The organism is Janthinobacterium sp. BJB426 (assembly GCF_002735705.1).
Lineage (GTDB): Bacteria > Pseudomonadota > Gammaproteobacteria > Burkholderiales > Burkholderiaceae_D > Janthinobacterium.
The window spans coordinates 578,681-600,005 of record NZ_PDZL01000002.1 but is presented as its reverse complement, the minus strand read 5'-3'; the positions used below and the strand labels follow the sequence as shown (position 1 = coordinate 600,005).

The window sequence follows — 21,325 nt, the reverse complement described above, 5'->3', positions numbered from 1 at the left end:
CCAAAGGGTCTTTTAGAGGCGAGTTGGTGGCTGCTACCGGAACCTTTGGTCTGATTCGCAGTGCAACGAGCGGCCAGCGGACTGAATACGACAGTAACGGTATCCGTATTTATAACGCAGCAGGCAACTTAATTGTCAGATTGGGAGTCTGGTGACATGCCTACCGGTCTTCAGGTATTTAATGCTAATGGGGCACTTCGATTGGAAATTACCGATCGATTGACTAGATTTGTTGGTACGTTCACATTACCAGCATGGAATGACACAGCAGTACGATTTGTGCCTGTTAGTGGCATGTCTGATGACGGTTTCTGGGTTGTTACACTTCCCTGCCCAGATTACTACTATCAGATTGTAGAAGGTGGAATTAATGTTTGGTCTGCCGACATTAGATTCACTGGCTTCACTTCTGTTCCCATTACAGTATATCGGGTATAAAAATGACTGCAGGTCTTCAAATCTTCAATACTAACGGTGTTATCCAAATAGACGAGAACTTAAAAAACCCTCGTTACGTTACCGGAGGTTCTGTCGCTAAAGGAGCAGATAACAGCGGCTATGGCCTGTATGTGATTAACCTTGGCGCTTTCGGTATTGATCTGAATGCAGAGATTCCGCTTATCCTTGTTCGCCATAAGGAATTTGGTAAATACGTTGGTGGTATCTTCTTAACTAAACAGTATGGTACGGTGTTAGGAGGCAACTTCTGCATGATCGATGCTTCAGACTCTGGCTTCGACTATGCAGTATTCTCCGCTAGTGTTGGCGGCGTAACCGATCCCGGCAACTTTGGTCTGCAAGTATTCAACGCAGCAGGGGAAATTACATATAACAGTAATAATCGGCATGCGAGGATTATTGCAAATTTGGTCCACACGGCAACGCCGAACTTCACTTACCCTTACTCCTATACGTTCTCTGGATTCAACGAGATGCCGTGGATTGTTGTCAATCCATTGGTAGCCAGTTATCTAGGGGAGCAAGATTACCCTGCTGGGGTCTACGCTAAGGTGAATGCAGTAAATTCTATAACGATTGGTTTGCAACTTAATGGCGCTGCCTCCACCCCTTTTCTGGATACTTATGGTTTGGTTGCAGCAAAAAATGCTGATCCCTACAACGGGAAAAGCGCATCTTTCGCTTTAGCCAACTGGGCCTAATTTTAAAAATGACGAATCTCCGCATCATTTACGACAACGCCGGCGACCGTGCCGTGCTGACCGCATCGAGCCAGGCCGACGCGCTGGGGCCGGCCAACCTGCAGCACGACGACAAGTTCTACCTGCTGCGCTCGGTAGGACTGGCGCTGACTATCACGGCCACCTGGCCCTCTCCGCAGATCGTCGGCTGCGCGGCCCTACCATTTTGTAACTTGACGCCGACGGCGACGATCCGCGTGCGCGGCTACGTCGAGCCAGGGGATGCGATGCCCGATTTCGATACGGGCGTCGTGCCGGCGTGCGAATATGCCAGGCTGGGCATGTGGGATTGGGGTGCGCTGCCGCTGGGCGTGAACGCCTTTAGCTATGGCGGCGGCACGTATGCGCGCTGCTGGCTGCCAATGGTCAGCGTCAAAAAACTGGTGATCGAGCTGGCGGACCCGGATAATCCGGCAGGCTACATCGAGGCGGCGCGCCTGGTGGTCGGCCCTTACTGGAGTCCGGAGCAGAACGCCTCGTATGGTGCCGGCGTCACGTCATTCGATACAAGCACTCAGAACCGCACCGGCGCCGGCAGCCAGACTGTCGAGCGAGGCGCGATGTATCGCAAGCTATCGATCGAGCTCGAGCATATGACGCCGCTGGACCGGGCCGAGCTGTGGCGCATTGTGCGGGGCAATGGCCTGACGCTCCCCTTGCTGGTCAGCCTGTATCCGGACAGCGACGACGGCGAGCTCGAGCAGGCGCACCAGGTGTATGGCCGCCTCGCCAGCAATTTCGCCATCACTACCCCGTATTACCAGACATATGCCACCAACATCGAAATCGAGGAAATGTAATGGGCAACTTCTTTTACTATGGACAGCAGGACACGATCCGGCGCCTGAATGAACTTGCCGGGCGCGGCGCCGTGGTGTCATCGTATGCGCCAGCCGTGGGTATGTCTCCGCTTGGTGGGCCGAATGGTTATATGAACCCGGCGTGGCTCGATCCGAATATCTCATTGGGCACAATGAAGCCTATTTCAATAGGCCTGACCAGTAAATACGGGTATGACTTTGTGGTTGGTGGCGCAGGCGCAACGCGATGGCTGCTAATAGCGTCTATGAATTCTGACGGGTCTAACACCAACGCCAACCTGTACATAAGAGGTGTGTTTAATTCTGCATGGACAGCTGCTACCTCTACACCGTTCTCAATTTTCATGGGTGTACGGGGAGGATTCTATGTAGACTGGCACATTGAAGGCGCGATTCTTAGTCAGTCCCGTATCATGGTTTGCCGCCGTGCGAACGGCGTACATGATGTATATGCGTTCTTTGACGCAGGGGCTTTTGCCACTATATCTTTTGATATGACAGGGCATGAGACGACAACTTACGCCACCCCTGTCGAGACCACAGCGACGCCTACTGGTACGATGGTTTTTGACTCGGCCACCTCCCCGGCCAATCCTATTCACATTGCCCCACGTTGGAAAGGTGTTACTGGAAGATTGGCTGGATCACGAGCAACTGCGTTTTCAGATACTATTTTTACCGGAGAGAACGGCAATCTGGCGTCTGGAGGCCATTCGTTCCTTGCCGGCGGCACTATACTTGGCACTGTTACTCCGCTAGAAGTATTGCGTCTTGGTGTGTCTGGTGTATCTGGTACTGCTTTCCACGGACACTTTGGTTTTCTGACAAACCCAGGCAACGTCCCGTACACGCCCGGTTACAAACTTGACCTGAAAGCTTACGACACCGGAAGTGGTAATTGGACAAATCCACTACTTAGTGTTAACGGGGATGGAAGAGTATCTATTCTAGTATTGAAAGTGGGGAGTACCGATACTGTCCTCACACGCCACAATATCAGTAGGCCAGTAGGTCAAGGTTCTGAGATTCTGTATGTGGGACAAGACGGCGCTGCAAACCCGAGTGTTGCGGTTATTGTGGCTGATGGAGCCGGTGGCTGGAACACTGCTGGTAACGTTTTTTACGTTGGAAAGAACTCTTCTACCAATCGGAGTGTATCTGCTGCCGGCACCGTCAATACTATGGGCAACGACTACGCCGAATACATCCACAAATCCGCAACCTGTGCGTCTGTGCTGGCGGGACAAATCGTAGGCATCACCGCTGACAATAATGTCACCGATCAGTGGGCCGATGCGGTCATGTTCTCAATCAAATCGACCGATCCTTCGTTTGTCGGTGGTGATTCCTGGGCCGTCGATGCCGGGCCGCGGCCATCCCCACAGGCAGGCGCGGCCCCGGTCCAGCCCGTTCGGCGCGAAGACGTAGTTGCGCAGCAAGCGGTTCCCGACACAGACCAACTGGAATTTGAAGAAGCGGTTACCGAGCCCGGCGACACCGATGACGAGTGGGCCGCAAAACAGGCCGCCTACGCCGCCGCGTTGGCCGCCCACAACATCGCCGTGCTGCAGGACGTCGAGGCCATGGCCACCTTCGACGCGGCGCTGGAAGTCGAGCGCCAAAAGGTCGACCGTATCGCCATCGCCGGCCGCGTGCCGGTCAATGTGCTGGGCGCCCAGCCGGGCGACTACATCGTGCCGGTCCAGGACGGTGCCGGTATCAAGGGTATTCCCATCCGCAAGGCAGATCTCACGCATTCGCAATATCTCGATGCCGTCGGGCGCGTGATCTCGATTGAACCCGACGGCAGGGCCTATGTGATGGTCAAGGTCGTGTAGCAAAACAGCATTCCCCACAAACCCGCTTCGGCGGGTTTTTTCATTTCCACCACCTGAAAGGCACTACATGGCCATCGAAACGACCGCCGCCGGCGGCGCACTGATTAAAATTTTTGGCATCCCGGTTCTGGCCGGCGCTGCCGCAACCTCACTGGGATTCATGTTTATGTGGCCGAAAACTGCCAAGGAAGCGGGCGTGCGCTTCTTCGTCACCATTCTCTTTTCCGCCCTGATGGGCCCGGCCCTGGTCGTGGTCGTGCGTAACTGGATGCCGGGCCTGTTCGACAGCGCGCGCGCCGTCGCCGTGCTGTACGGCAGTGACCCGGCCCTGGGCTTCCTGTTCATTGCTGCGCCGCTGATGGTGGCCGCCGGCTTGCCCGCCTGGTGGGTGCTGGGCGCCACGGTGCGCTGGCTCGACAAGCGCCGCGACAAGGACATCGGCGAGCTGGCGCGCGATGCGGCCGCAGTCGTGCATGACGTGCGGAGTGGCCTGTGAGCGCCGTCACGCTGGGCCAGCTGCTGACCATCATGCCGCTGGCCCGCTCGCGCGCGGACACCTTCCTGGTGCCGCTGAACGCGGCCATGCTGGAATTCGGTATCACGACCCCGGCGCGCCAGGCATCGTTCCTGTCCCAGGTGGGGCACGAGTCCGGCCAGCTGCGCTATGTGCGCGAGCTGGCCAGCGGCCAGGCCTACGAGGGGCGCGTCGACCTGGGCAACACGCAGCGCGGTGACGGCGTGCGCTTCCGTGGGCGTGGCCTACTGCAGGTGACTGGCCGCGCCAATTACGCTGCATGCGGCAAGGCGCTGGGTCTGGATCTGTTGGCTCAGCCTGAGCTGCTGGAGCAGACCGTTAATGCCTGCCGTTCGGCCGGCTGGTTCTGGCAGACGCGCGGCCTCAATGCTCTTGCCGATGCTGGCGACCAGGAACGGGTGACGCGCCGCATCAACGGTGGCGTGAACGGCTTGGCTGAGCGTCTGGCCATGTACCAGGCAGCGTGCAAGGTGCTGGTGTGATCGCGCTGGCCAAGTTCGCCGGCAAGGTGCCTGGCTGGCTGTACGGCACATTGTTGGTGTGCATGCTGGGAGGTGCCGGCATGCTGTACCAGCGCGCGCTGGGCAACGCCCAGGGCAGGGCGGCCGTACAGGCGCTGTGGGATGCCGACAAGAAGACCCGCGCGGCAGCGGAAACGAAAGCGGTGGCGCAGCGCGCTACCGAAAACCTGGCGCAAGCCAGGCAACAGGCCGCCAAGGCGGCGGCCGTCACGAAAGTCTACGATGACGAAATCAGCGATATCCGCGCTCGTCTTGCTGCTGCTGAGCGCATGCGCAAGCCCGCCTTCTGTGCAAGTGCTGGACCTGCCGCCCCGGCCGGTGGCAGTGGCGCCGAAGGAGGCGCTGCAGTCGATCCCGCCGGCGGGTTACTTCCTGACGCGGTGGCGCGAGATATTCAAGCCTTGATTTTGCAGACGGAGGAGGTGGCTGCAACGGGGAGGGCATGTCAAGCGTTTGTTTTAGCGCAACAGAAAAAATAGTGTATTTAGCGAATGGAGGGCTACATTGAGTATTGGAGAGAATGCTGCAATGTCAAATTGATAGTATGTTGCTATAGCTATAGTAAGGAGAGCAAATGAATTACGTCATGGGTTTATGCTCTAGAGCAGCTTTGGCAGTGTTGTTAATAGTATGTGTGCATGACTCCTTATCGTATTGGGTTCCCACCATTCGGTACTTATTGAGTAAGCACTGAATGGTGGCGCAGGACTGCCGCGCAGCTGGGCTTATGAGGCGGAATTTGAAACGGTGTTCCGCGAGAAAAAAGATAGAACGCTGATTGCCGCTGCGCTAACAGCAGCAATCAGTCTGTGCCTGGTGAGTAGGCTTGGATTACCTCTTGGGAGGAATTCGACTCTACCACTAGGAGGTACACATTTTGGCACTACCCATCATCCCCTGGATCGGCGGCAAACGACGCCTGGCCGACCGCATCATTCCGCAATTTCCACCACATACCTGTTACGTCGAGGTCTTTGCCGGCGGCGCCGCGCTGTACTTCATGCGCCCGCCGGCCGAAGTCGAAGTGCTGAATGACGTCAACGGCGAGCTGATCAACCTGTACCGCGTCGTCAAGAATCACTTGGAGGAATTCGTACGCCAATTCAAGTGGGCGCTGTCAAGCCGCGAGGTGTTCAAGTGGCTGCAGGACACGCCGCCGCATACCCTGACGGACCTGCAGCGTGCGGCGCGCTTCTTCTACCTGCAGCAGCATGCCTTTGGCGGCAAGGTTGACGGGCAGAGCTGGGGCACGGCCACGACCGCGCCGCCGCTCAACTTGCTGCGTATCGAGGAGAACCTGTCGGCAGCGCACTTGCGCCTGTCAGGCGCTTACATCGAGAACCTGGACTGGTATAAGTGCATGGAGCGCTACGACCGGCCGCACACGTTGTTTTACCTGGACCCGCCGTACTGGGAGACGGCCGGGTATGGGGTGGAGTTTGAATTTGCCCAGTACGAGAAGATGGCCGAGCTGATGGCCAGGCTGAAAGGCAAGGCCATCCTGAGCTTGAATGATCACCCGGACATCCGGCGCGTGTTCGCTGGCTTCCAGATGGATACAACCGGCATTCAATACAACGTGGGCGGCGGCGGCAAGGCGGTAGAGCGTAAAGAGTTGATCATCTACAGTTGGGACAGATCCTTGGAGCCGGTTGGTCTTTTTTAATATATTCATGCCCGGATATTTGTATTCGGGCATGTGTCATTGGTTTATGGCTTGATGGAATATTTCACAAATTTTGCGTTCGGATAAATTTTCTTTCCTGCTTCAATTAAGTCACCTTGAGTTTTTTCAAGAACCTTGATAGTCATCTCTATAAACTCATAAATGTCGGCAGTGCTGTCGCAAATTATTTCTGAATTTATCTCGCCTAATATTTCTTTTATTTTTTCCTCGGTCAATTTTTTTTTGTAAAATTTTTCCCCCTTCATTATTGGCTGGATCGTTTCCACAAGAAATACATTTCGATATCGATATGTCTCAAGTGTTTGATTGAAACAATCTTGAGCTATGCCAAGTTGGTTCATCGCAAGAGCGGTCGATCCATCAAGAAGAAAACTCAGATCCGCATAGGGAAATTTTAGGTCAGATGTATCTGGAAGTCGTTTTGCTGGCAGTTCGAGTGCTCGCAATATCTCTAGTTTATCCTTGTGTATTTCGCATTCTCTTTTTAATGTGGTTATTATGGTTAATTTTCTACTCATGATGAATAGTGCATAATTCAGACTGGAAATTTCTTTATTTTTTTTCGTACTTATCTCTTTGATTATTGTTAGTACAAATGCAGATAGCGCGCCAATGAATGTGCCGCAAATGGATATATAAAAAATTCTACTGTTATTAGCATCGTCTCCAATATTTTTTGCTGCAACTATAAGCAATATGAGTATAGTGATCGCAATCAATGTTAAGTATCTTCTTTTTTTAATATTTGTTATTGCTGTTAAAACTGTTGATGATATTTTCTTAGTGTTTTTTTTGTGATTGGAGTTTGGCATTTTAATGAGATTTTTTTTGGATTTTTTGGTGAATTTGGTCTATTATTTATATGTGATGTTCGTTTTGAATTTCCATAAAAAACACTCCATGTGTGCAGACTATACGCCAAGTTTTAATCACCATATTCAAAACCACTTTCGTGTGGTTCCGTTGCAACTTGCCCTCTCGCCAGAGGCATGGCCTGGCTACATGGCACCTATCCTTAGAAGTTCGCAGGATGTTCCAGATGCGCTGGAAATTTCGCCCGCCATGTTCGGTATGGTGCCGCACTGGGCAGACCTCAAGCTGGCCCGCCAGACCTACAACGCGCGCACCGAGACGGTTGCCAGCAAGCCATCCTTCCGTAGTGCCTGGAGGCGCAAGCAGTTCTGCATCATCCCGGCCGCCAATTTTTTCGAACCCAACTACGAAACCGGCAAGCCCGTGCGCTGGCGCATCGAGCGTGCCGACGGCGCGCCGGTGGCCATTGCTGGAATCTGGGAGTACCGCCCGGCTGATCAGCTGCTGTCGTTCTCGATGCTGACGATCAACGCCGACGGTCATCCGCTGATGCAACGCTTTCACAAGCCAGACGACGAAAAGCGTATGGTGATGATCTTGGACCCGGAGCAATACCTCGGTTGGCTGGACGGCTCTCTGGTGACCGAGGCGGACATTTATCGGCAATATCCTGCTGAGCTGCTCGTTGCGCAGCCTGATCCAATGCAGCCGCGAACCCGAGAGAAAGCGCCTACCCCGGCAAAGCAGGGCGGGCTCTTCTAATTACATATCTGACCTTCTCATTTCTTAAACTTGGCAATCTACTGTGTTAAGCCATGATTCAAGGAATGTTCACTAATGAAAATTCCGGCTCTTCGTGTCAAGCTGCCCGAGAAGGTGTGAGCAATCCACCAAGCGCTTGGCAATCAGGTTGCGGACGCCACTCTTCGATTGCCAGATTCCATACACGCCCAAGAGTGAGGCATTCATCAGTTCGGCACGCTGCTTTTCCACCAGCGTGGGCCAGACGATGATGTTGATGGTGCCAAATTCGTCCTCCAAAGTCAGGAAGATCACCCCCTTGGCCGTCTCCGGCCGCTGTCGCACCGTGACAATGCCGCAGGCCCGGGCCAGCTGGCCATCGCTGAAGGTGTTTAGAATGTCTGACGGCACAAAGCGCATCTTGTTGAGGCGTTCGCGCAAAAGTGCCAGCGGATGCCTTCCCAGCGTGAGGCCAATGTGCCGGTAGTCCGCCACGATGTCATCGGCTTCCGTGGGCGGCGCCAGCTCCAACACTGGCTCGGCAATGGTGGCCACGCGCATCAAATCCCGCTCGGGAACGCTCGCCGCGGCGTCCCACATGGCCATGCGCCTGTTGCCTGTCAGCGTTACCAGGGCATTGGCCGAAGCCAGTGCCTTCATGTCTGCGGCATCAAGGTGCGCGCGCATGGCGACATCGCGTGTACTCTTGAACGGCGCCGCAGCGCGGGCTTCCTCAATTCGCCAAGCCGCCTCCCTTACCATACCGTTGATATTATTCAGACCAAGGCGCACTGCCAACGTGCCGTTCGCTGTCGGTTCTAGCGACGCTTCCCATCCGCTCGTGCAGACGTCGACCGGCCGCACTTCCACATCATGCCTGCGCGCGTCCTGCACCAGAGAAGAGCGGCTATAAAAACCCATGGGCTGGCTGTTGAGCAGGGCGGCCAGGAATTCTGCCGGATGATGGCATTTGAGCCAGCTGCTGGCGTAGGCCAGCAGGGCAAAGCTGTGCGCATGCGACTCTGGAAAGCCATACTCGGCAAAGCCGCGTATCTGGCCAACAATGGAAGTGGCAAACTCGATGCTGTAACCGCGCTGGGCCATGCCACTCATCAGCTGGTCTTCGAACTGTTCCAGGCCACCTTTTCTTTTCCACGCGGCCATGGCGCGGCGCAGGCGGTCGGCTTCACCGGCCGTAAAGCCTGCCGCTGTCATGGCAATCGACATGACCTGCTCCTGGAAGATCGGCACCCCGAGCGTGCGCCGCAGCACCGCCTCGATCTGGGGGCTCGGATACGTCACTGCTTCCAATCCTTGGCGCCGGCGTAGATACGGATTGATCATGCCGCCCTGGATAGGGCCTGGCCGGATGATGGCCACCTCAATGACCAAGTCATAGAACTCACGTGGCTGCATGCGGGGCAGCATTGACATCTGCGCCCGCGATTCGATCTGAAATACGCCGACAGTGTCCGCCTTGGAGATCATCTGGTAGGTAGCGGCATCCTCGTGCGGTATGTCTCCCAGCTCGAAGCGCTCGCCACGCTGTTCGGAGATCAAAGCCAGAGTGCGGGCGATACACGAAAGCATGCCCAGCGCCAGGATATCGATTTTCAGCAGGCCCAGTTCGTCGATGTCATCTTTATCCCATTGAATCACGGTGCGGTCGGGCATGGCGGCATTTTCAATCGGCACCAGGCGGGAGAGGGGGCCGCGCGAGATGACGAAGCCGCCGGGATGCTGCGAAAGGTGGCGCGGAAAGCGCATCAGGCGTTCGGCGATAGCGGCCCATTTTTCAGCGATGGGGGAGTTTGGGTCGAGTCCGCAGGTGATGAGCCGTTGCTGCAGGTCGGCGCGTCCACCCCAGCTATGCGAGGCCTTGGCCACCTTGTCGACCACCGATAGATCCACGCCCAGCGCGCGCCCAACGTCGCGCAGCACGCTGCGCGGGCGGTAGGAAATGACGACTGCGGTCAAGGCGGCCCGCATGCGGCCATACTTGCGATAGATGTATTGAATCACTTCCTCGCGGCGCTGGTGCTCGAAATCGACATCGATGTCGGGCGGCTCATCTCGCTCGCGTGAGATAAACCGTTCGAAGAGGAGGGTGCCGCGCGATGGATCGACTTCGGTGATGCCGAGGCAGTAGCACACAGCCGAATTGGCTGCTGATCCGCGCCCCTGGCAGAGAATTTTTTGCGAGCGGGCAAAGCGCACGATGTCGAACACCGTCAAAAAGTAGGGTTCGTACTGCATGTCGCCGATCAATTCCAGCTCATACTCGAGCTGCGCCTGCACGTTGTCCGGAATGGCGAGCGGGTAGCGCCAGTGCGCCCCAATATAGGCTTGTTCGCGCAGGTAGCTGGCCGGGGCCTGCCCCTCGGGCACGATCTCGCCTGGATATTCATAGCGCAGCTCATCGAGCGAGAAGGTACAGCGCTGTGCCACGCGCAGGGTTTCATCGAGGGCCTCGCGCGGATACAGGTTGCCTAGCCGTAGGCGCGAGCGCAAATGGGCTTCGGCATTCGAGGCCAGCTGATAGCCGCATTGCGCAACCGGCGTATTCAGACGAATCGCGGTCATGGTGTCCTGGATGATTTTCATCGAGCGCAGGTGCATGACAACATCGCCCGTGGCGACGACAGGTAAGCTGAATTCGGCGCCAATGGCCTCGACCATGGCGCGGTGCCGGTCATCCTGCGCACGGTGGTGCAAAGTCAAGGCGACGCGCGCGCGGCCTGGTGCACTGCGCACCAGCCACTCGGCTTGGCGTTCGACCTCTTCATAGGGGGCGTTATATTTGGGGCACAGGATGAGCTGGCAGCCGGGCAGTCCTTTCAAGTGGGCGAGGGCGCCGGTGGGATTGGCAATATCGCGTGGCCACACCAGATAACTTCCCTTGTCGGCGCGCGTGCGCGCTGCGGTAATGAGTTCGCTCAGGTTACCGTAGCCGTCGCGGTCCATGGCCAGGATCAGCACGGTAAAAGGTGGCGTGCCGTCTTCCGGTGTCACTCTCATCTGGCTGCCAATGATGAGGTGGATGTTCCACTCCCTTGCCGCCACATGTGCCTTGACCACGCCGGCCAAAGAGCACTCGTCGGCCATGGCGATGGCCTGGTAGCCCAGCTGGGCCGCGCGCGCCACCAGTTGTTCGGGCGGAGAGGCGCCGTGCAGGAAGGAGTAGTGACTCATACACTGCAGCTCGGCATAGTCGGGCAGCGTGGGAACTGGCGGCTTGTCCATGATTAGCCGAACATGCCATGCAGGTACCAGCGGCCGTCAACGACACGCTCGAGGTATATCCAGTAGCAGGTCGCATCGCTTCCTTGCGCGATGTAATAGTCGCGGGCTGCGATTTGATCGTTCCACCAGCCGGCCTCAATGCGTTCCGGCCCCTTGAGCATTTTTAGTGGGGAACCATAAAAGGGACGTTCGCCGCGCAGCAGCAGCGGGATGGGTTTGGGTAGCAGCCAGAATGGGCGCTCAAACGCCTCATCCTCGGCGTTGACCGCCTTGCGCTTCTCGGTGGCGGCAGCCCAGGAATTGCTTTCTTCCGGGCGGTGGTCGTGATTTTCGACAGGACAGAGGACGTTGTCACTGCCCAGACGGGCGCTGAGTAACTCCAGCAGACGCTTGTAATCGGCGGGGTTGCCACCGGGCTCTGGAAACAGATCCTGCGTCGGTGGTGCCATCGCGGTCAGCAGGCGCGCTTCCAGGCGCAAGGCAATGACTGGACCGATCAGTTCCGTACGTGCAAGACGTTCCTTCAGCAACCGTATCAGATGTTCATCCCGCCACGTCGGCTCGGCCAGGCCAATCTCTATCGGCGTAGGTGGGATTGCGGTCTTGCCGCGCTCGTGCTCCAGCAGCAGAACAAAAATGCTCACGGCCTGCTGGCGCGCAACTAGCCAGCCGACAAATTGCTGCAGCAGGCCAGTGGCGCCCGCCAGCAGGGTATCGGCGTTTTCAATCCTGTCAAAGGTTTCGATGCGTGCCGAAAAAGTCTCGGGAATGGCGATCCATTCAAACAGCTCAGGGGCGAGACCATAGGCGCGGTCGAGTTCATCGAGCACTTGTTTGTTCATCCTGCGCTGAATGCCAGCGCGGGGCAGGCGACGTAGCGCTGCAAGGTGATCGGCACCTATATCCGTCAGCCACTCCAGGTGATTTTCCGTGCTGGGCAGATAGGCGCAGGGCATGCGGTCGAGCTGGCGCTCCAGCGAGCGCATGTGCACGGTACGCCGCAAAATTATCTGGCGTTTTGCCGGCTGCCAGCGCGATAAGAGCCAGGCGCCCATTGCCGTTGGCGCCGTGCCGAGTTGCGCGGTCACGCCAAGTGCTTGCAGGGCAGCGCGAATGCGCCGGCTGATGGCGGCTCGCCCGTTAAATAGGCGCAAGCTGGCGGTCACGTCCAGCAGCAGGCTGAAGTCGCCGGCATGCGCCACTTCCGGGGTGAACTGGAGGAGGGCGAGCGCGATGGCGTTGCTGGTGATCAATTCACGCTCAAGATTACGCTCCAGGATGGCCGTATCCGGCGAGACGGCCGCGACGCCGCCAGGGCGCATGCCGACGCGCACACCTTCGGCAAAGGCATGTTGCGAGACCGCAATAATGCGGCCTTTCTCGACTACCGCATACGGCCCCGGTTCACACCAGCGCGGCCTGAGGCATTCGAGAGGCAACAGTGGGAGGTGTACGCTGAACCAGAACCGCATTTTGATCGTCCAAAAATCGTTGACGTGCCGGCATGTCAGCCAGCGGGATAAAGAGTGGCGCCTCGTGGTGCGGGCCACGCCGTTTGATGATGTGGGTGGAAATGCCGCCGGCGGCGGGGCGCAATGCCAGGCGCAACGGCGCCGGTGACGCATCGGCCGCCGCGCTCATAGGCCGGACCAGCCAGAAGAACGTCTCGGTCGTTTGCGCTGCGAGGTTGAGCCGTCGTAGCGCCTCATCCCGGATATTGGTCTGCCACAGCAGCACCGCACCACAACTGCCATTACGCAAGATTTGCTCGGTAGACCAAAGGGCGTCAGCTGTGCTGGGGGCGCGTATCCAGAGCAAATTCGGGCAGTTCAAGTCCATGAACTTGCAAGCAGCGGAATTGGGCAAATATGGCGGCTGCACCAAAGCGATACGGCGGTGCTGTGAAAGTTGCGCCAACATCGGCCGCAATAAATGCATCTCACCTATGCCCGCTTGTTGCACGAGCAACTCTGTAAAGGTTGACTGGGGCCAGCCCTTTCCCGGAAGTTCATCATCAAGCATGCTGTGTCCGGTGGCAATGGTGCTAGTTACCCCTCGGCTCAGTTCACTCGCCCGCCAGACGTTACGCAGCATGGCGCAGTTGGCCAGTGGTGTAGTGTTGGGGTGTTGAGCGGGCGGCGAGAGCATGGCGTTTGGCTAGCGTGTTGTTGACAGTGTTCAAAAAAAGTACTGTATATAAACACAGTATATGCTGAGGATGCCAAAAACTGCAAGTTTCCCGATTGTTGGCGAAGGCCATGGCTTGGGGGGAGGTAGTGAGCGGATAGGCAAGGGCAGTCATCTAAGGGAGTGGGCCGCATTTGGAGCCGCTGCTTGCGACGCCGATGACTCGCTGATGTTTGTCTAGCAAGAATACGACCCGGCAGCCCCATAATTCGTCGCCATAGTTGAGTTGAAGTTGGTCGTCCTGGAGCTGGTAGCTGGCGGGCGTGCCGTAGCGGGCGGCGAGGGCGAAGCTGCTCAGCCCTATTAAGTCGCCGCTGGGGTGTTCGACAATGCCGCTGGACGTGCAACTGCAAAGTGCAAGCAAGAGGAGGGCGCCCAGCGCGTGCTGCATTGCAATCTTTCCTTTTGGGTTATGCTTACAGACGGCGGTGTCTTCTATTATGTTGGGTGCCTACCGACCAGATATTGTGCACCCTCAGAAAAGGTCCGATAAGCTACCAAAAACAGGGGCGAAATTTGGGCGAAAACGTAGACACTTCCAGACTTTTCCAGACATTTAGAGAGAAACGAAAACGGCATTCCCTCTATGTCTACAGGGGTTTGCGAATGTTCAAGACAAGAAGCAAGAATTTCTGTATAATCTGCTTTTGCGCCAATAGGAAATGCTATGCGTCTACTTCAAAAAGCACTCACATTCGATGACGTGCTGCTCGTCCCAGCCTACTCCAACGTTCTGCCCGCCGATACGTCCCTCAAAACTCGCCTGACCCGCAATATCACCCTGAATATTCCCTTGCTGTCCGCAGCCATGGATACGGTGACGGAAGCCCGTCTGGCCATCGCGATGGCCCAGGAAGGCGGCATCGGCATCATCCACAAGAATTTGAATCCGAAGGACCAGGCACGTGAAGTGGCCCGCGTAAAGCGTTTCGAAGCTGGCGTGTTGCGTGATCCGATCACGATTCCGCCGGAAATGAAAATCCGCGACGTGATCGCCCTGACGGAGCAATATGGCATCAGCGGTTTCCCTGTCGTCAAAGGCAAGGAAGTCGTCGGCATCATCACCAACCGCGATTTGCGCTTTGAAAAGGAACTCGACGCGGAAGCTTCCGCCAAGATGACCCCGCGCGAAAAACTCGTGGTCGTCAACGAAGACGCCGATACGGCCGAAGCCAAGCGCCTGATGAACAAGCACCGCCTCGAGCGCGTGCTGGTCGTCAACGACGCGTTTGAACTGCGCGGCCTGATCACCGTCAAGGATATCCAGAAGTCGACTTCCCACCCGTTCGCGTCGAAAGACAGCCAGGGCAAGCTGCTGGTCGGCGCTGCCGTCGGCGTCGGCGCCAAGGATGAAGAGCGCATCGACCTGCTGGTCGCCGCCGGTGTCGACGTGCTGGTGGTCGACACGGCCCACGGCCACTCGCAAGGCATCCTTGACCGCGTACGCTGGATCAAGACCAAGTACCCGCAAGTGGAAGTGATTGGCGGCAACATCGCGACCGCCGCCGCCGCCAAGGCGCTGGTGGAATACGGCGCCGATGCCGTCAAGGTCGGCATCGGTCCTGGCTCGATCTGCACCACGCGTATCGTCGCCGGTGTGGGCGTGCCGCAAATCACGGCTATCTCGAATGTTGCCGAAGCACTGGAAGGCACGGGCGTGCCATGTATCGCCGATGGCGGTATCCGCTTCTCGGGCGATATCTCGAAAGCGCTGGCCGCTGGCGCCTCGACCGTCATGATGGGCTCCATGTTTGCCGGTACGGAAGAAGCACCGGGCGAAGTGATCCTGTACCAGGGCCGCAGCTACAAGTCGTACCGTGGCATGGGTTCGCTGGGCGCGATGTCCGATGGTTCGGCTGACCGTTATTTCCAGGACGCCACCATGAAGGCCGACAAGTTCGTGCCTGAAGGTATCGAAGGCCGCGTTGCCTACAAGGGCAGCGTGCTGGCGATCATCTTCCAGCTGGTGGGCGGCGTGCGTCAATCGATGGGTTACTGCGGTTGCGCCACCATCGACGAACTGCGCGAAAAAGCGGAATTCGTGGAAATCACCTCGGCCGGCATGCGCGAGTCGCACGTCCATGATGTGCAGATCACGAAAGAAGCGCCAAACTACCGTTCAGAGTAATTAGCGACAGACCAGACCGGCGCCTAGTGCGCCGGTTTTGTAATGACCTCAGATAAAGTCCCCATCATGCATTCTAAAATCCTCATTCTCGATTTCGGTTCCCAAGTCACCCAGTTGATCGCCCGCCGCGTGCGCGATTCCGGCGTGTTTTCCGAAGTCTTCCCGTATGACGTCAGCGACGAATTCGTGCGCAACTATGGCGCCGCCGGCGTGATCCTGTCGGGCAGCCACAATTCGACCCTGGACGGCGATTCGCCGCGCGCGCCGCAAGCCGTGTTCGAGCTGGGCGTTCCCGTGCTGGGCATCTGCTACGGCATGCAAACCATGGCGGCCCAGCTGGGCGGCAAGGTGGAAAACGGCCTGGTGCGTGAATTCGGCTACGCCGAAGTGCGCGCCCGCAGCCACACCAAGTTGCTCAACGGCATTGCCGACTTCGTCACCGACGAAGGCCACGGCATGCTGAAAGTGTGGATGAGCCATGGCGACAAGGTGCTGGAAATGCCGCCAGGCTTCAAGCTGATGGGCAACACCCCGAGCTGCCCGATCGCCGCTATGGCCGACGAAGAGCGCCAGTTCTACGGCGTGCAATTCCATCCGGAAGTGACGCACACGGTGCAGGGCAAGGCCATGCTCGGCCGTTTCGTGCATGAAATCTGCGGCTGCAAGTCGGACTGGAACATGCCTGATTACATCAGCGAAGCGGTGGAAAAAATCCGCGCGCAAGTCGGTACCGATGATGTCATCCTGGGCCTGTCCGGCGGCGTCGATTCGTCCGTCGCGGCAGCGCTGATCCACCGTGCCATCGGCGACCAGCTGACCTGCGTCTTCGTCGACCACGGCCTGCTGCGCCTGGACGAAGGCAAGATGGTGATGGACATGTTCGCCAAGAACCTGGGCGTGAAAGTCATCCGCGTCGATGCGGAAGAGCAGTTCATGGGCCACCTGGCCGGCGTCACCGACCCCGAGCAAAAGCGCAAGATCATCGGCCGCGAATTCGTCGAAGTCTTCCAGGTCGAATCTGGCAAGCTGGTCAATGCCAAATGGCTGGCGCAAGGCACGATTTACCCGGACGTGATCGAATCGGCCGGCAAAGGTAAAAAAGGCCAGACCATCAAGAGCCACCACAATGTGGGCGGCTTGCCGGACACCATGAAGCTGAAATTGCTCGAGCCGCTGCGCGAACTGTTCAAGGACGAAGTGCGTAAACTCGGCGTGGCCCTGGGCTTGCCGCATGACATGGTCTACCGCCACCCATTCCCGGGCCCAGGCCTGGGCGTGCGCATCCTTGGCGAGGTCAAGAAAGACTACGCCGACCTGCTGCGCCGCGCAGACGCCATCTTCATCGAAGAACTGCGCAACACGCCGTATGAGCCGGTCGTGGTTCCTGGCTTCGACCAGGATAGCGTGCCGACCAACTGGTACGAAGCGACGAGCCAGGCGTTTGCCGTCTTCCTGCCCGTCAAATCGGTGGGAGTGATGGGCGATGGCCGCACCTACGAGTACGTGGTGGCCCTGCGCGCCGTGCAAACGCAAGACTTCATGACGGCCCACTGGGCGCACCTGCCGCACAGCTTGCTGGGCAAGGTCTCCAACCGCATCATCAATGAAGTGCGCGGCATCAACCGTGTCGTCTACGATATCTCGGGCAAGCCGCCGGCGACCATCGAGTGGGAGTGATGAGTTCGCTTTAACTGTTTGAATTTAAAGTGAAAAATAGATGGCCGTTGATAATTCAAAAAGAATTGTCAATGGCCATTTTTTTGATGTGCATGCGATTGATCCTTCGCGCCAAGGAAATACTTGCATTGACGTCTGCACCGCGATCCCAGGTCAGGCTCCATCCAGCCATCAGGCAGTTTTTTGACTACACAGGTCAGCGCATGGATCATGCTCCGCGTATTTCCCCGTGAGCTGCACCACTCCATCTACCGCGACTTCTCAGCAAGGTAGTGATCCGGTTATTTCTCGCTCTTGCTTGCGGACTCGGCGCAATCCAAGGCTTTTTTGTGCATGGCTTCGAGGCCTTGATGCGCGAGGTTCAGCAGCTCTATTTCTACGGTGCTGCCATTTTGTATGGACAGGCGCTTCACGGCGGAGGCAAGCACGGGGGGGAAGTTCCAGAAAGTTCAGATTTAGCGCCCCTCCGGCTGGCACTGGCAGGTCGGTTTGCGTCCCTCTGGCGCTGGGTAATGTCCCATGTACAAGCCGGGCGGTGCTGACGCCGAGGGCCGCGGCAATCTTCTCTGCCGCGTCCATAAGCAGTTTGGTTTTGCCTGATTCATAGCGATACAGTTGTGTGGGATTGATGCCCGCCAGCTCGGCAAGCAGCACTTGTGAGATATGAAGATTCTCGCGGCAGCTTTTGAGGCGCTCAGAAACATGGGTGTTGCCAGACATACATATTGCCTTTCAATATACAACGTTCGTGAATGACCGGCTATGACGCGGCTGTCTCGACAATGAAGGAAGGAACGAGAGCATTTTGCTAGTCACAGCCTGATCAACAGCAGTGATTTTACTGCTCGGGAGCGGCATGGCGGCATCCCTTGTTTCGTATTCCTTCCGGTCGCCACGGACAAGGTCGAGATCGTGTACGATTGCCGGAGCTGACCCTGCCCGCGCAGGGGAGGGCATTGGGTGCAGTTGAGCTTGTCAAGAGGCGGCCTGCGTTGCATGAGCTATCTTGCTTGAACTCGCTCTCAGGTCCTGGATGTCAGCGCTCAAGATGGACGAAATACTGACGAATACGGTTTTTCTTGAGGAAGCATGTGCTTTGCTTCCTCAAACTTTTCTTGGGCGAGCAACGCATGGATTGCGTGGGCCAGCGGCGTCACATCCGCCACCCTGGTTATCCATTGATGTACGTAAAGTTCTACCGCTTTTTTGCTGAGGCCGATCTGAATGGCTCTGTGAGCTTGCGGCCGCAACAGCAGATCCCGCTCCGGGTCCCATTGGATGCGCACAGACGATGCCGCTCTCTTTGCCGACCATTCGTCCTTGCTCATGGATGCATCCGCGTGGCTCAGGCAACCGTGCTCCAGTGCCCATTCAAATCCCGCTCTGCTGATATCGATCGCCAGTATGCGTTGCTGACCAGCGTCTTTGAATCCCCAGCCCGCGCGATACATCATCCATAAGAAAGACGGTTTAATCCAGGTCATGCGTTCCATTTTGAATGGGGGCGAAGTAAATGTGCCGTTCGTTAATGCTCCATCCGCGATCGCATCCGGATAGGCTTGATAGACACGGATGGTCGATTCATCGTAGGTGGCCCTGATCTGACGTTCAGGGAAGGCTGATGTTTGGTGCTGATCATCTTGCATTGTTACCTTGATTGAAGCCAGAGAGAATCCCGGCGAGTTTGAACATGGTGCTGACCGTGCCGCCCGACTCCTGTGCGTGGCCTAAGCAATCCTTCTGTCAGCCATCCGTCGCCGGTTGATAGGCCATGCCGATAGTCCCATCAGAAGGGGGAGCAAGGTGGATGGCCTGACTGGCGAAAGTGGGGCGTGGTCAGCTTCGTAAATCTTACACGACCTAGGCCTTGCCCCGCTGCATGCGCAGGGTGCGTAGCTTGCCGATCAAGACGGTAGGAAGGCTGGGGCATTCTGACACGATCTTAGTTAATACGGTACGCATCACCATCGCCTGTCCACCTGTTTTACTAGTGGTAATTGGATAGATGAAAGACAGTTACCAAAGAACTAAAGTTCTCAAGAAATAAATAAAATTGCCATGTAGAAATAATTATTTTATAATCTACTTAAGAAAATAATTACGTAAGGCAACATATGCACCTGCGCTTGACGCCATGGTGCGGTGTATTTTTGTTTAGCGGTACCTTGTGTGCCGCCGTGTCCGCGCAGACCCGTCCTGAAATCGCGCCGCCCCTTCCCACCACGCCTGGCACCAGCCAGCGCGACGATGCCAGCCAGGAATTGATACGCCAGCAAGAACGCGAGCGCCTCCTGCGCCAGCAGCAGGAACGCAATCCCGATGTGCGCCTGCTCAAGGCAGCGGCGGCCGTGTCCGCCAACCGCTTGCCGGCAGGCGAGTCGCCGTGTTTTACGATCAACCACCTGGAATTGCGGGGTGAGGATGCCGCCCAGTTCCAGTGGGCATTGGATGCCGCCGGGCGCGACGACCTGGGCGCGGCTGACTCTGCGCTGGGCCGCTGCCTGGGCACGCAAGCCATCAATGTACTGATGGGGCGGCTGCAAAACGCCATCATCGCGCGCGGCTATGTCACCACGCGCGTGCTGGCTGAGCCGCAGGATTTAAGCAGTGGCACGCTGGCCTTGAGCCTGATACCGGGGCGCATCCGCCAGATCGGTTTTGCGCCCGGCACCAATCCCCGCGCCACCTGGTGGAACGCCGTGCCGGCGCGGCCCGGCGACTTGCTCAATGTGCGCGATACGGAGCAGGCGCTGGAAAACTTCAAGCGCGTGCCGACGGCCGAAGCCGACATCCAGATCATGCCGGCCGAGGGCGGCAATGCCAGGCCGGGCGAGAGCGACCTGCAGATTCAATGGAAGCAGGGCTTGCCATTCCGGCTGGCGCTGGGCCTTGACGATGGCGGCTCGCGCTCGACAGGCAAGCTGCAGGGCAGCGTGACCCTGTCGTACGATCACTGGCTGACCCTGAACGACCTGTTTTACCTGAGCCTGAACCAGAACGTCGACGGCGACCGCAACGGCCCGCGCGGCACGGCCGGCATGGTGGCCCACTATTCGATTCCCTACGCCTACTGGCTGCTAGCCTTCACGGTCAGCGACAGCCATTACCACCAGTCCGTGGCCGGCATCAGCCAGGACTACAACTACAGCGGCGCCAGCCAGAATCGCGAAGTGAAACTGTCGCGCCTGGTGTACCGCGATGCGTCGCGCAAGACGACGGTTTCCTTGCGCGGCTGGCAGCGCGCCGCGCAAAACTTCATCGACGACACGGAAGTGGAAGTGCAGCGCCGCCGCATGGCGGGCTGGGAGCTGGGTATCGGCCACCGCGAATTTCTGGGCCAGGCCACCCTGGACCTGAATCTGCAATACCGGCGCGGCACGGGCGCGATGGATGCGCTGGCAGCGCCCGAGGAAGCGTTTGGCGAAGGCACGTCGCGCCTCAAGCTGCTGCTGGCCGACGCGGCCCTGTCGGCACCGTTCACGCTGGCTGGCCAGCCGCTGCGCTACTCGGGCAGCTGGCGCATGCAGCACAACCGCACGCCGCTGGTGCCGCAGGACCGTTTCGCCATCGGCGGGCGCTACACGGTACGCGGCTACGACGGCGAAAGCAGTCTGTCGGCCGAGCGCGGCTGGCTGCTGCGCAACGAGTTCGGCGTGCCGCTGGGCAGCAGCGGCCAGGAAGCGTATGCCGGGCTCGACCACGGCGAAGTATCGGGACCGTCCGCCGAATGGCTGATCGCGCGCCGACTGACGGGCGGCTTCGTCGGTTTGCGCGGTCAGTGGCTGGGCGTGCAGTACGACGCCTTTGTCGGCTGGCCCGTGCGCAAGCCCGAGCTGTTCCGCACGGCCAGCCATACGGCCGGCTTTAGCCTGAACGCAAGTTACTAAGACGCCGCCACCCGCCAGCCGTTCTTTCTCCCTTTATCGCATCATTTA

17 protein-coding genes and 1 pseudogene are annotated in these 21,325 nt (G+C 57.7%); 11 read left to right on the top strand and 7 right to left on the bottom strand.

The features are described from left to right. Positions 1–440: 440 nt before the first annotated feature. The 7 genes from CSQ93_RS05490 to CSQ93_RS05460 all read left to right on the top strand — a co-directional run bounded on the left by CSQ93_RS05490 (position 441) and on the right by CSQ93_RS05460 (position 6,580). The gene (locus CSQ93_RS05490; RefSeq protein WP_158301130.1) at positions 441–1,160 is read left to right on the top strand and encodes a hypothetical protein; all 720 of its coding nucleotides are present in this window, start codon (positions 441–443) and stop codon (positions 1,158–1,160) included. An 8-nt stretch (positions 1,161–1,168) separates the two neighbouring features. Continuing rightward, complete coding sequence (locus CSQ93_RS05485; RefSeq protein ID WP_099377110.1) at positions 1,169–1,999, top strand: hypothetical protein; 831 nt, start codon at positions 1,169–1,171, stop codon at positions 1,997–1,999. Further along, a complete protein-coding gene (locus CSQ93_RS28735; RefSeq protein ID WP_158301129.1) occupies positions 1,999–3,858 on the top strand; it encodes a hypothetical protein in 1,860 nt (619 codons plus the stop codon). The genes CSQ93_RS05485 and CSQ93_RS28735 overlap by 1 nt, the downstream gene beginning before the upstream one ends. Positions 3,859–4,024: 166 nt before the next feature. Next, positions 4,025–4,354, top strand: coding sequence for a hypothetical protein (locus CSQ93_RS05475; protein WP_233516055.1), 330 nt, complete (start codon positions 4,025–4,027; stop codon positions 4,352–4,354). Continuing rightward, positions 4,351–4,875 (top strand): glycoside hydrolase family 19 protein, encoded by a 525-nt coding sequence (locus CSQ93_RS05470; RefSeq protein WP_233516054.1) that lies wholly within the window; start codon positions 4,351–4,353, stop codon positions 4,873–4,875. The genes CSQ93_RS05475 and CSQ93_RS05470 overlap by 4 nt, the downstream gene beginning before the upstream one ends. Further along, the gene (locus tag CSQ93_RS05465) at positions 4,872–5,393 is read left to right on the top strand and encodes a hypothetical protein (protein ID WP_099377107.1); all 522 of its coding nucleotides are present in this window, start codon (positions 4,872–4,874) and stop codon (positions 5,391–5,393) included. Before CSQ93_RS05470 ends, CSQ93_RS05465 begins: the two co-directional genes overlap by 4 nt. A 398-nt stretch (positions 5,394–5,791) precedes the next feature. Then, entirely contained in the window at positions 5,792–6,580 is a 789-nt protein-coding gene (locus CSQ93_RS05460; protein ID WP_099377106.1) for a DNA adenine methylase, read from the top strand. Positions 6,581–6,624: 44 nt separating this feature from the next. On the opposite strand, the gene CSQ93_RS28730 is transcribed toward CSQ93_RS05460, so the two are convergent. Beyond that, entirely contained in the window at positions 6,625–7,413 is a 789-nt protein-coding gene (locus CSQ93_RS28730) for a hypothetical protein (protein ID WP_158301128.1), read from the bottom strand. A 4-nt stretch (positions 7,414–7,417) separates the two neighbouring features. Here CSQ93_RS28730 and CSQ93_RS05450 point away from each other — a divergent pair, with 4 nt between their 5' ends. Continuing rightward, the gene (locus CSQ93_RS05450; protein ID WP_233516053.1) at positions 7,418–8,176 is read left to right on the top strand and encodes an SOS response-associated peptidase; all 759 of its coding nucleotides are present in this window, start codon (positions 7,418–7,420) and stop codon (positions 8,174–8,176) included. A gap of 72 nt (positions 8,177–8,248) precedes the next feature. Here the strand turns inward: CSQ93_RS05450 and CSQ93_RS05445 are convergent, their stop codons facing one another. Genes CSQ93_RS05445 through imuA form a run of 3 tightly spaced genes read right to left on the bottom strand, consistent with a single transcriptional unit; the run spans position 8,249 to position 13,492 of the window. Beyond that, positions 8,249–11,398: an error-prone DNA polymerase gene (locus tag CSQ93_RS05445; RefSeq protein ID WP_099377104.1), complete on the bottom strand. Its 3,150-nt coding sequence runs from the start codon at positions 11,396–11,398 to the stop codon at positions 8,249–8,251. Between the two features lie 2 nt (positions 11,399–11,400). Beyond that, positions 11,401–12,870, bottom strand: a complete 1,470-nt coding sequence (locus CSQ93_RS05440; protein ID WP_099377103.1) for a Y-family DNA polymerase — start codon at positions 12,868–12,870, stop codon at positions 11,401–11,403. Beyond that, on the bottom strand, positions 12,803–13,492 hold the full coding sequence (gene imuA, locus CSQ93_RS05435; protein ID WP_267891632.1) for a translesion DNA synthesis-associated protein ImuA: 690 nt from the start codon (positions 13,490–13,492) through the stop codon (positions 12,803–12,805). The genes CSQ93_RS05440 and imuA overlap by 68 nt, the downstream gene beginning before the upstream one ends. 760 nt (positions 13,493–14,252) lie before the next feature. Between imuA and guaB the strand changes: the two genes are divergently transcribed. Both guaB and guaA read left to right on the top strand, forming a co-directional pair. After that, positions 14,253–15,713 (top strand): IMP dehydrogenase, encoded by a 1,461-nt coding sequence (gene guaB / locus CSQ93_RS05425; RefSeq protein WP_099377100.1) that lies wholly within the window; start codon positions 14,253–14,255, stop codon positions 15,711–15,713. Positions 15,714–15,779: 66 nt separating this feature from the next. Then, positions 15,780–17,390 (top strand): glutamine-hydrolyzing GMP synthase, encoded by a 1,611-nt coding sequence (gene guaA / locus CSQ93_RS05420; RefSeq protein WP_035818203.1) that lies wholly within the window; start codon positions 15,780–15,782, stop codon positions 17,388–17,390. A gap of 281 nt (positions 17,391–17,671) precedes the next feature. Here guaA and CSQ93_RS29345 read toward each other — a convergent pair whose 3' ends face one another. The 3 genes and pseudogenes from CSQ93_RS29345 to CSQ93_RS05410 all read right to left on the bottom strand — a co-directional run bounded on the left by CSQ93_RS29345 (position 17,672) and on the right by CSQ93_RS05410 (position 19,036). Next, positions 17,672–17,818 (bottom strand): hypothetical protein, encoded by a 147-nt coding sequence (locus CSQ93_RS29345; protein ID WP_233516051.1) that lies wholly within the window; start codon positions 17,816–17,818, stop codon positions 17,672–17,674. A gap of 97 nt (positions 17,819–17,915) precedes the next feature. Further along, positions 17,916–18,110 (bottom strand): annotated as a pseudogene (locus CSQ93_RS29785) (helix-turn-helix domain-containing protein); the annotation flags it as partial. A 323-nt stretch (positions 18,111–18,433) separates the two neighbouring features. Continuing rightward, entirely contained in the window at positions 18,434–19,036 is a 603-nt protein-coding gene (locus CSQ93_RS05410) for a DUF4291 domain-containing protein (protein WP_099377098.1), read from the bottom strand. A gap of 468 nt (positions 19,037–19,504) precedes the next feature. On the opposite strand from CSQ93_RS05410, the gene CSQ93_RS05405 reads away from it, so the two are divergent. Further along, a complete protein-coding gene (locus CSQ93_RS05405; RefSeq protein WP_099377097.1) occupies positions 19,505–21,277 on the top strand; it encodes a ShlB/FhaC/HecB family hemolysin secretion/activation protein in 1,773 nt (590 codons plus the stop codon). Positions 21,278–21,325: the final 48 nt, after the last annotated feature.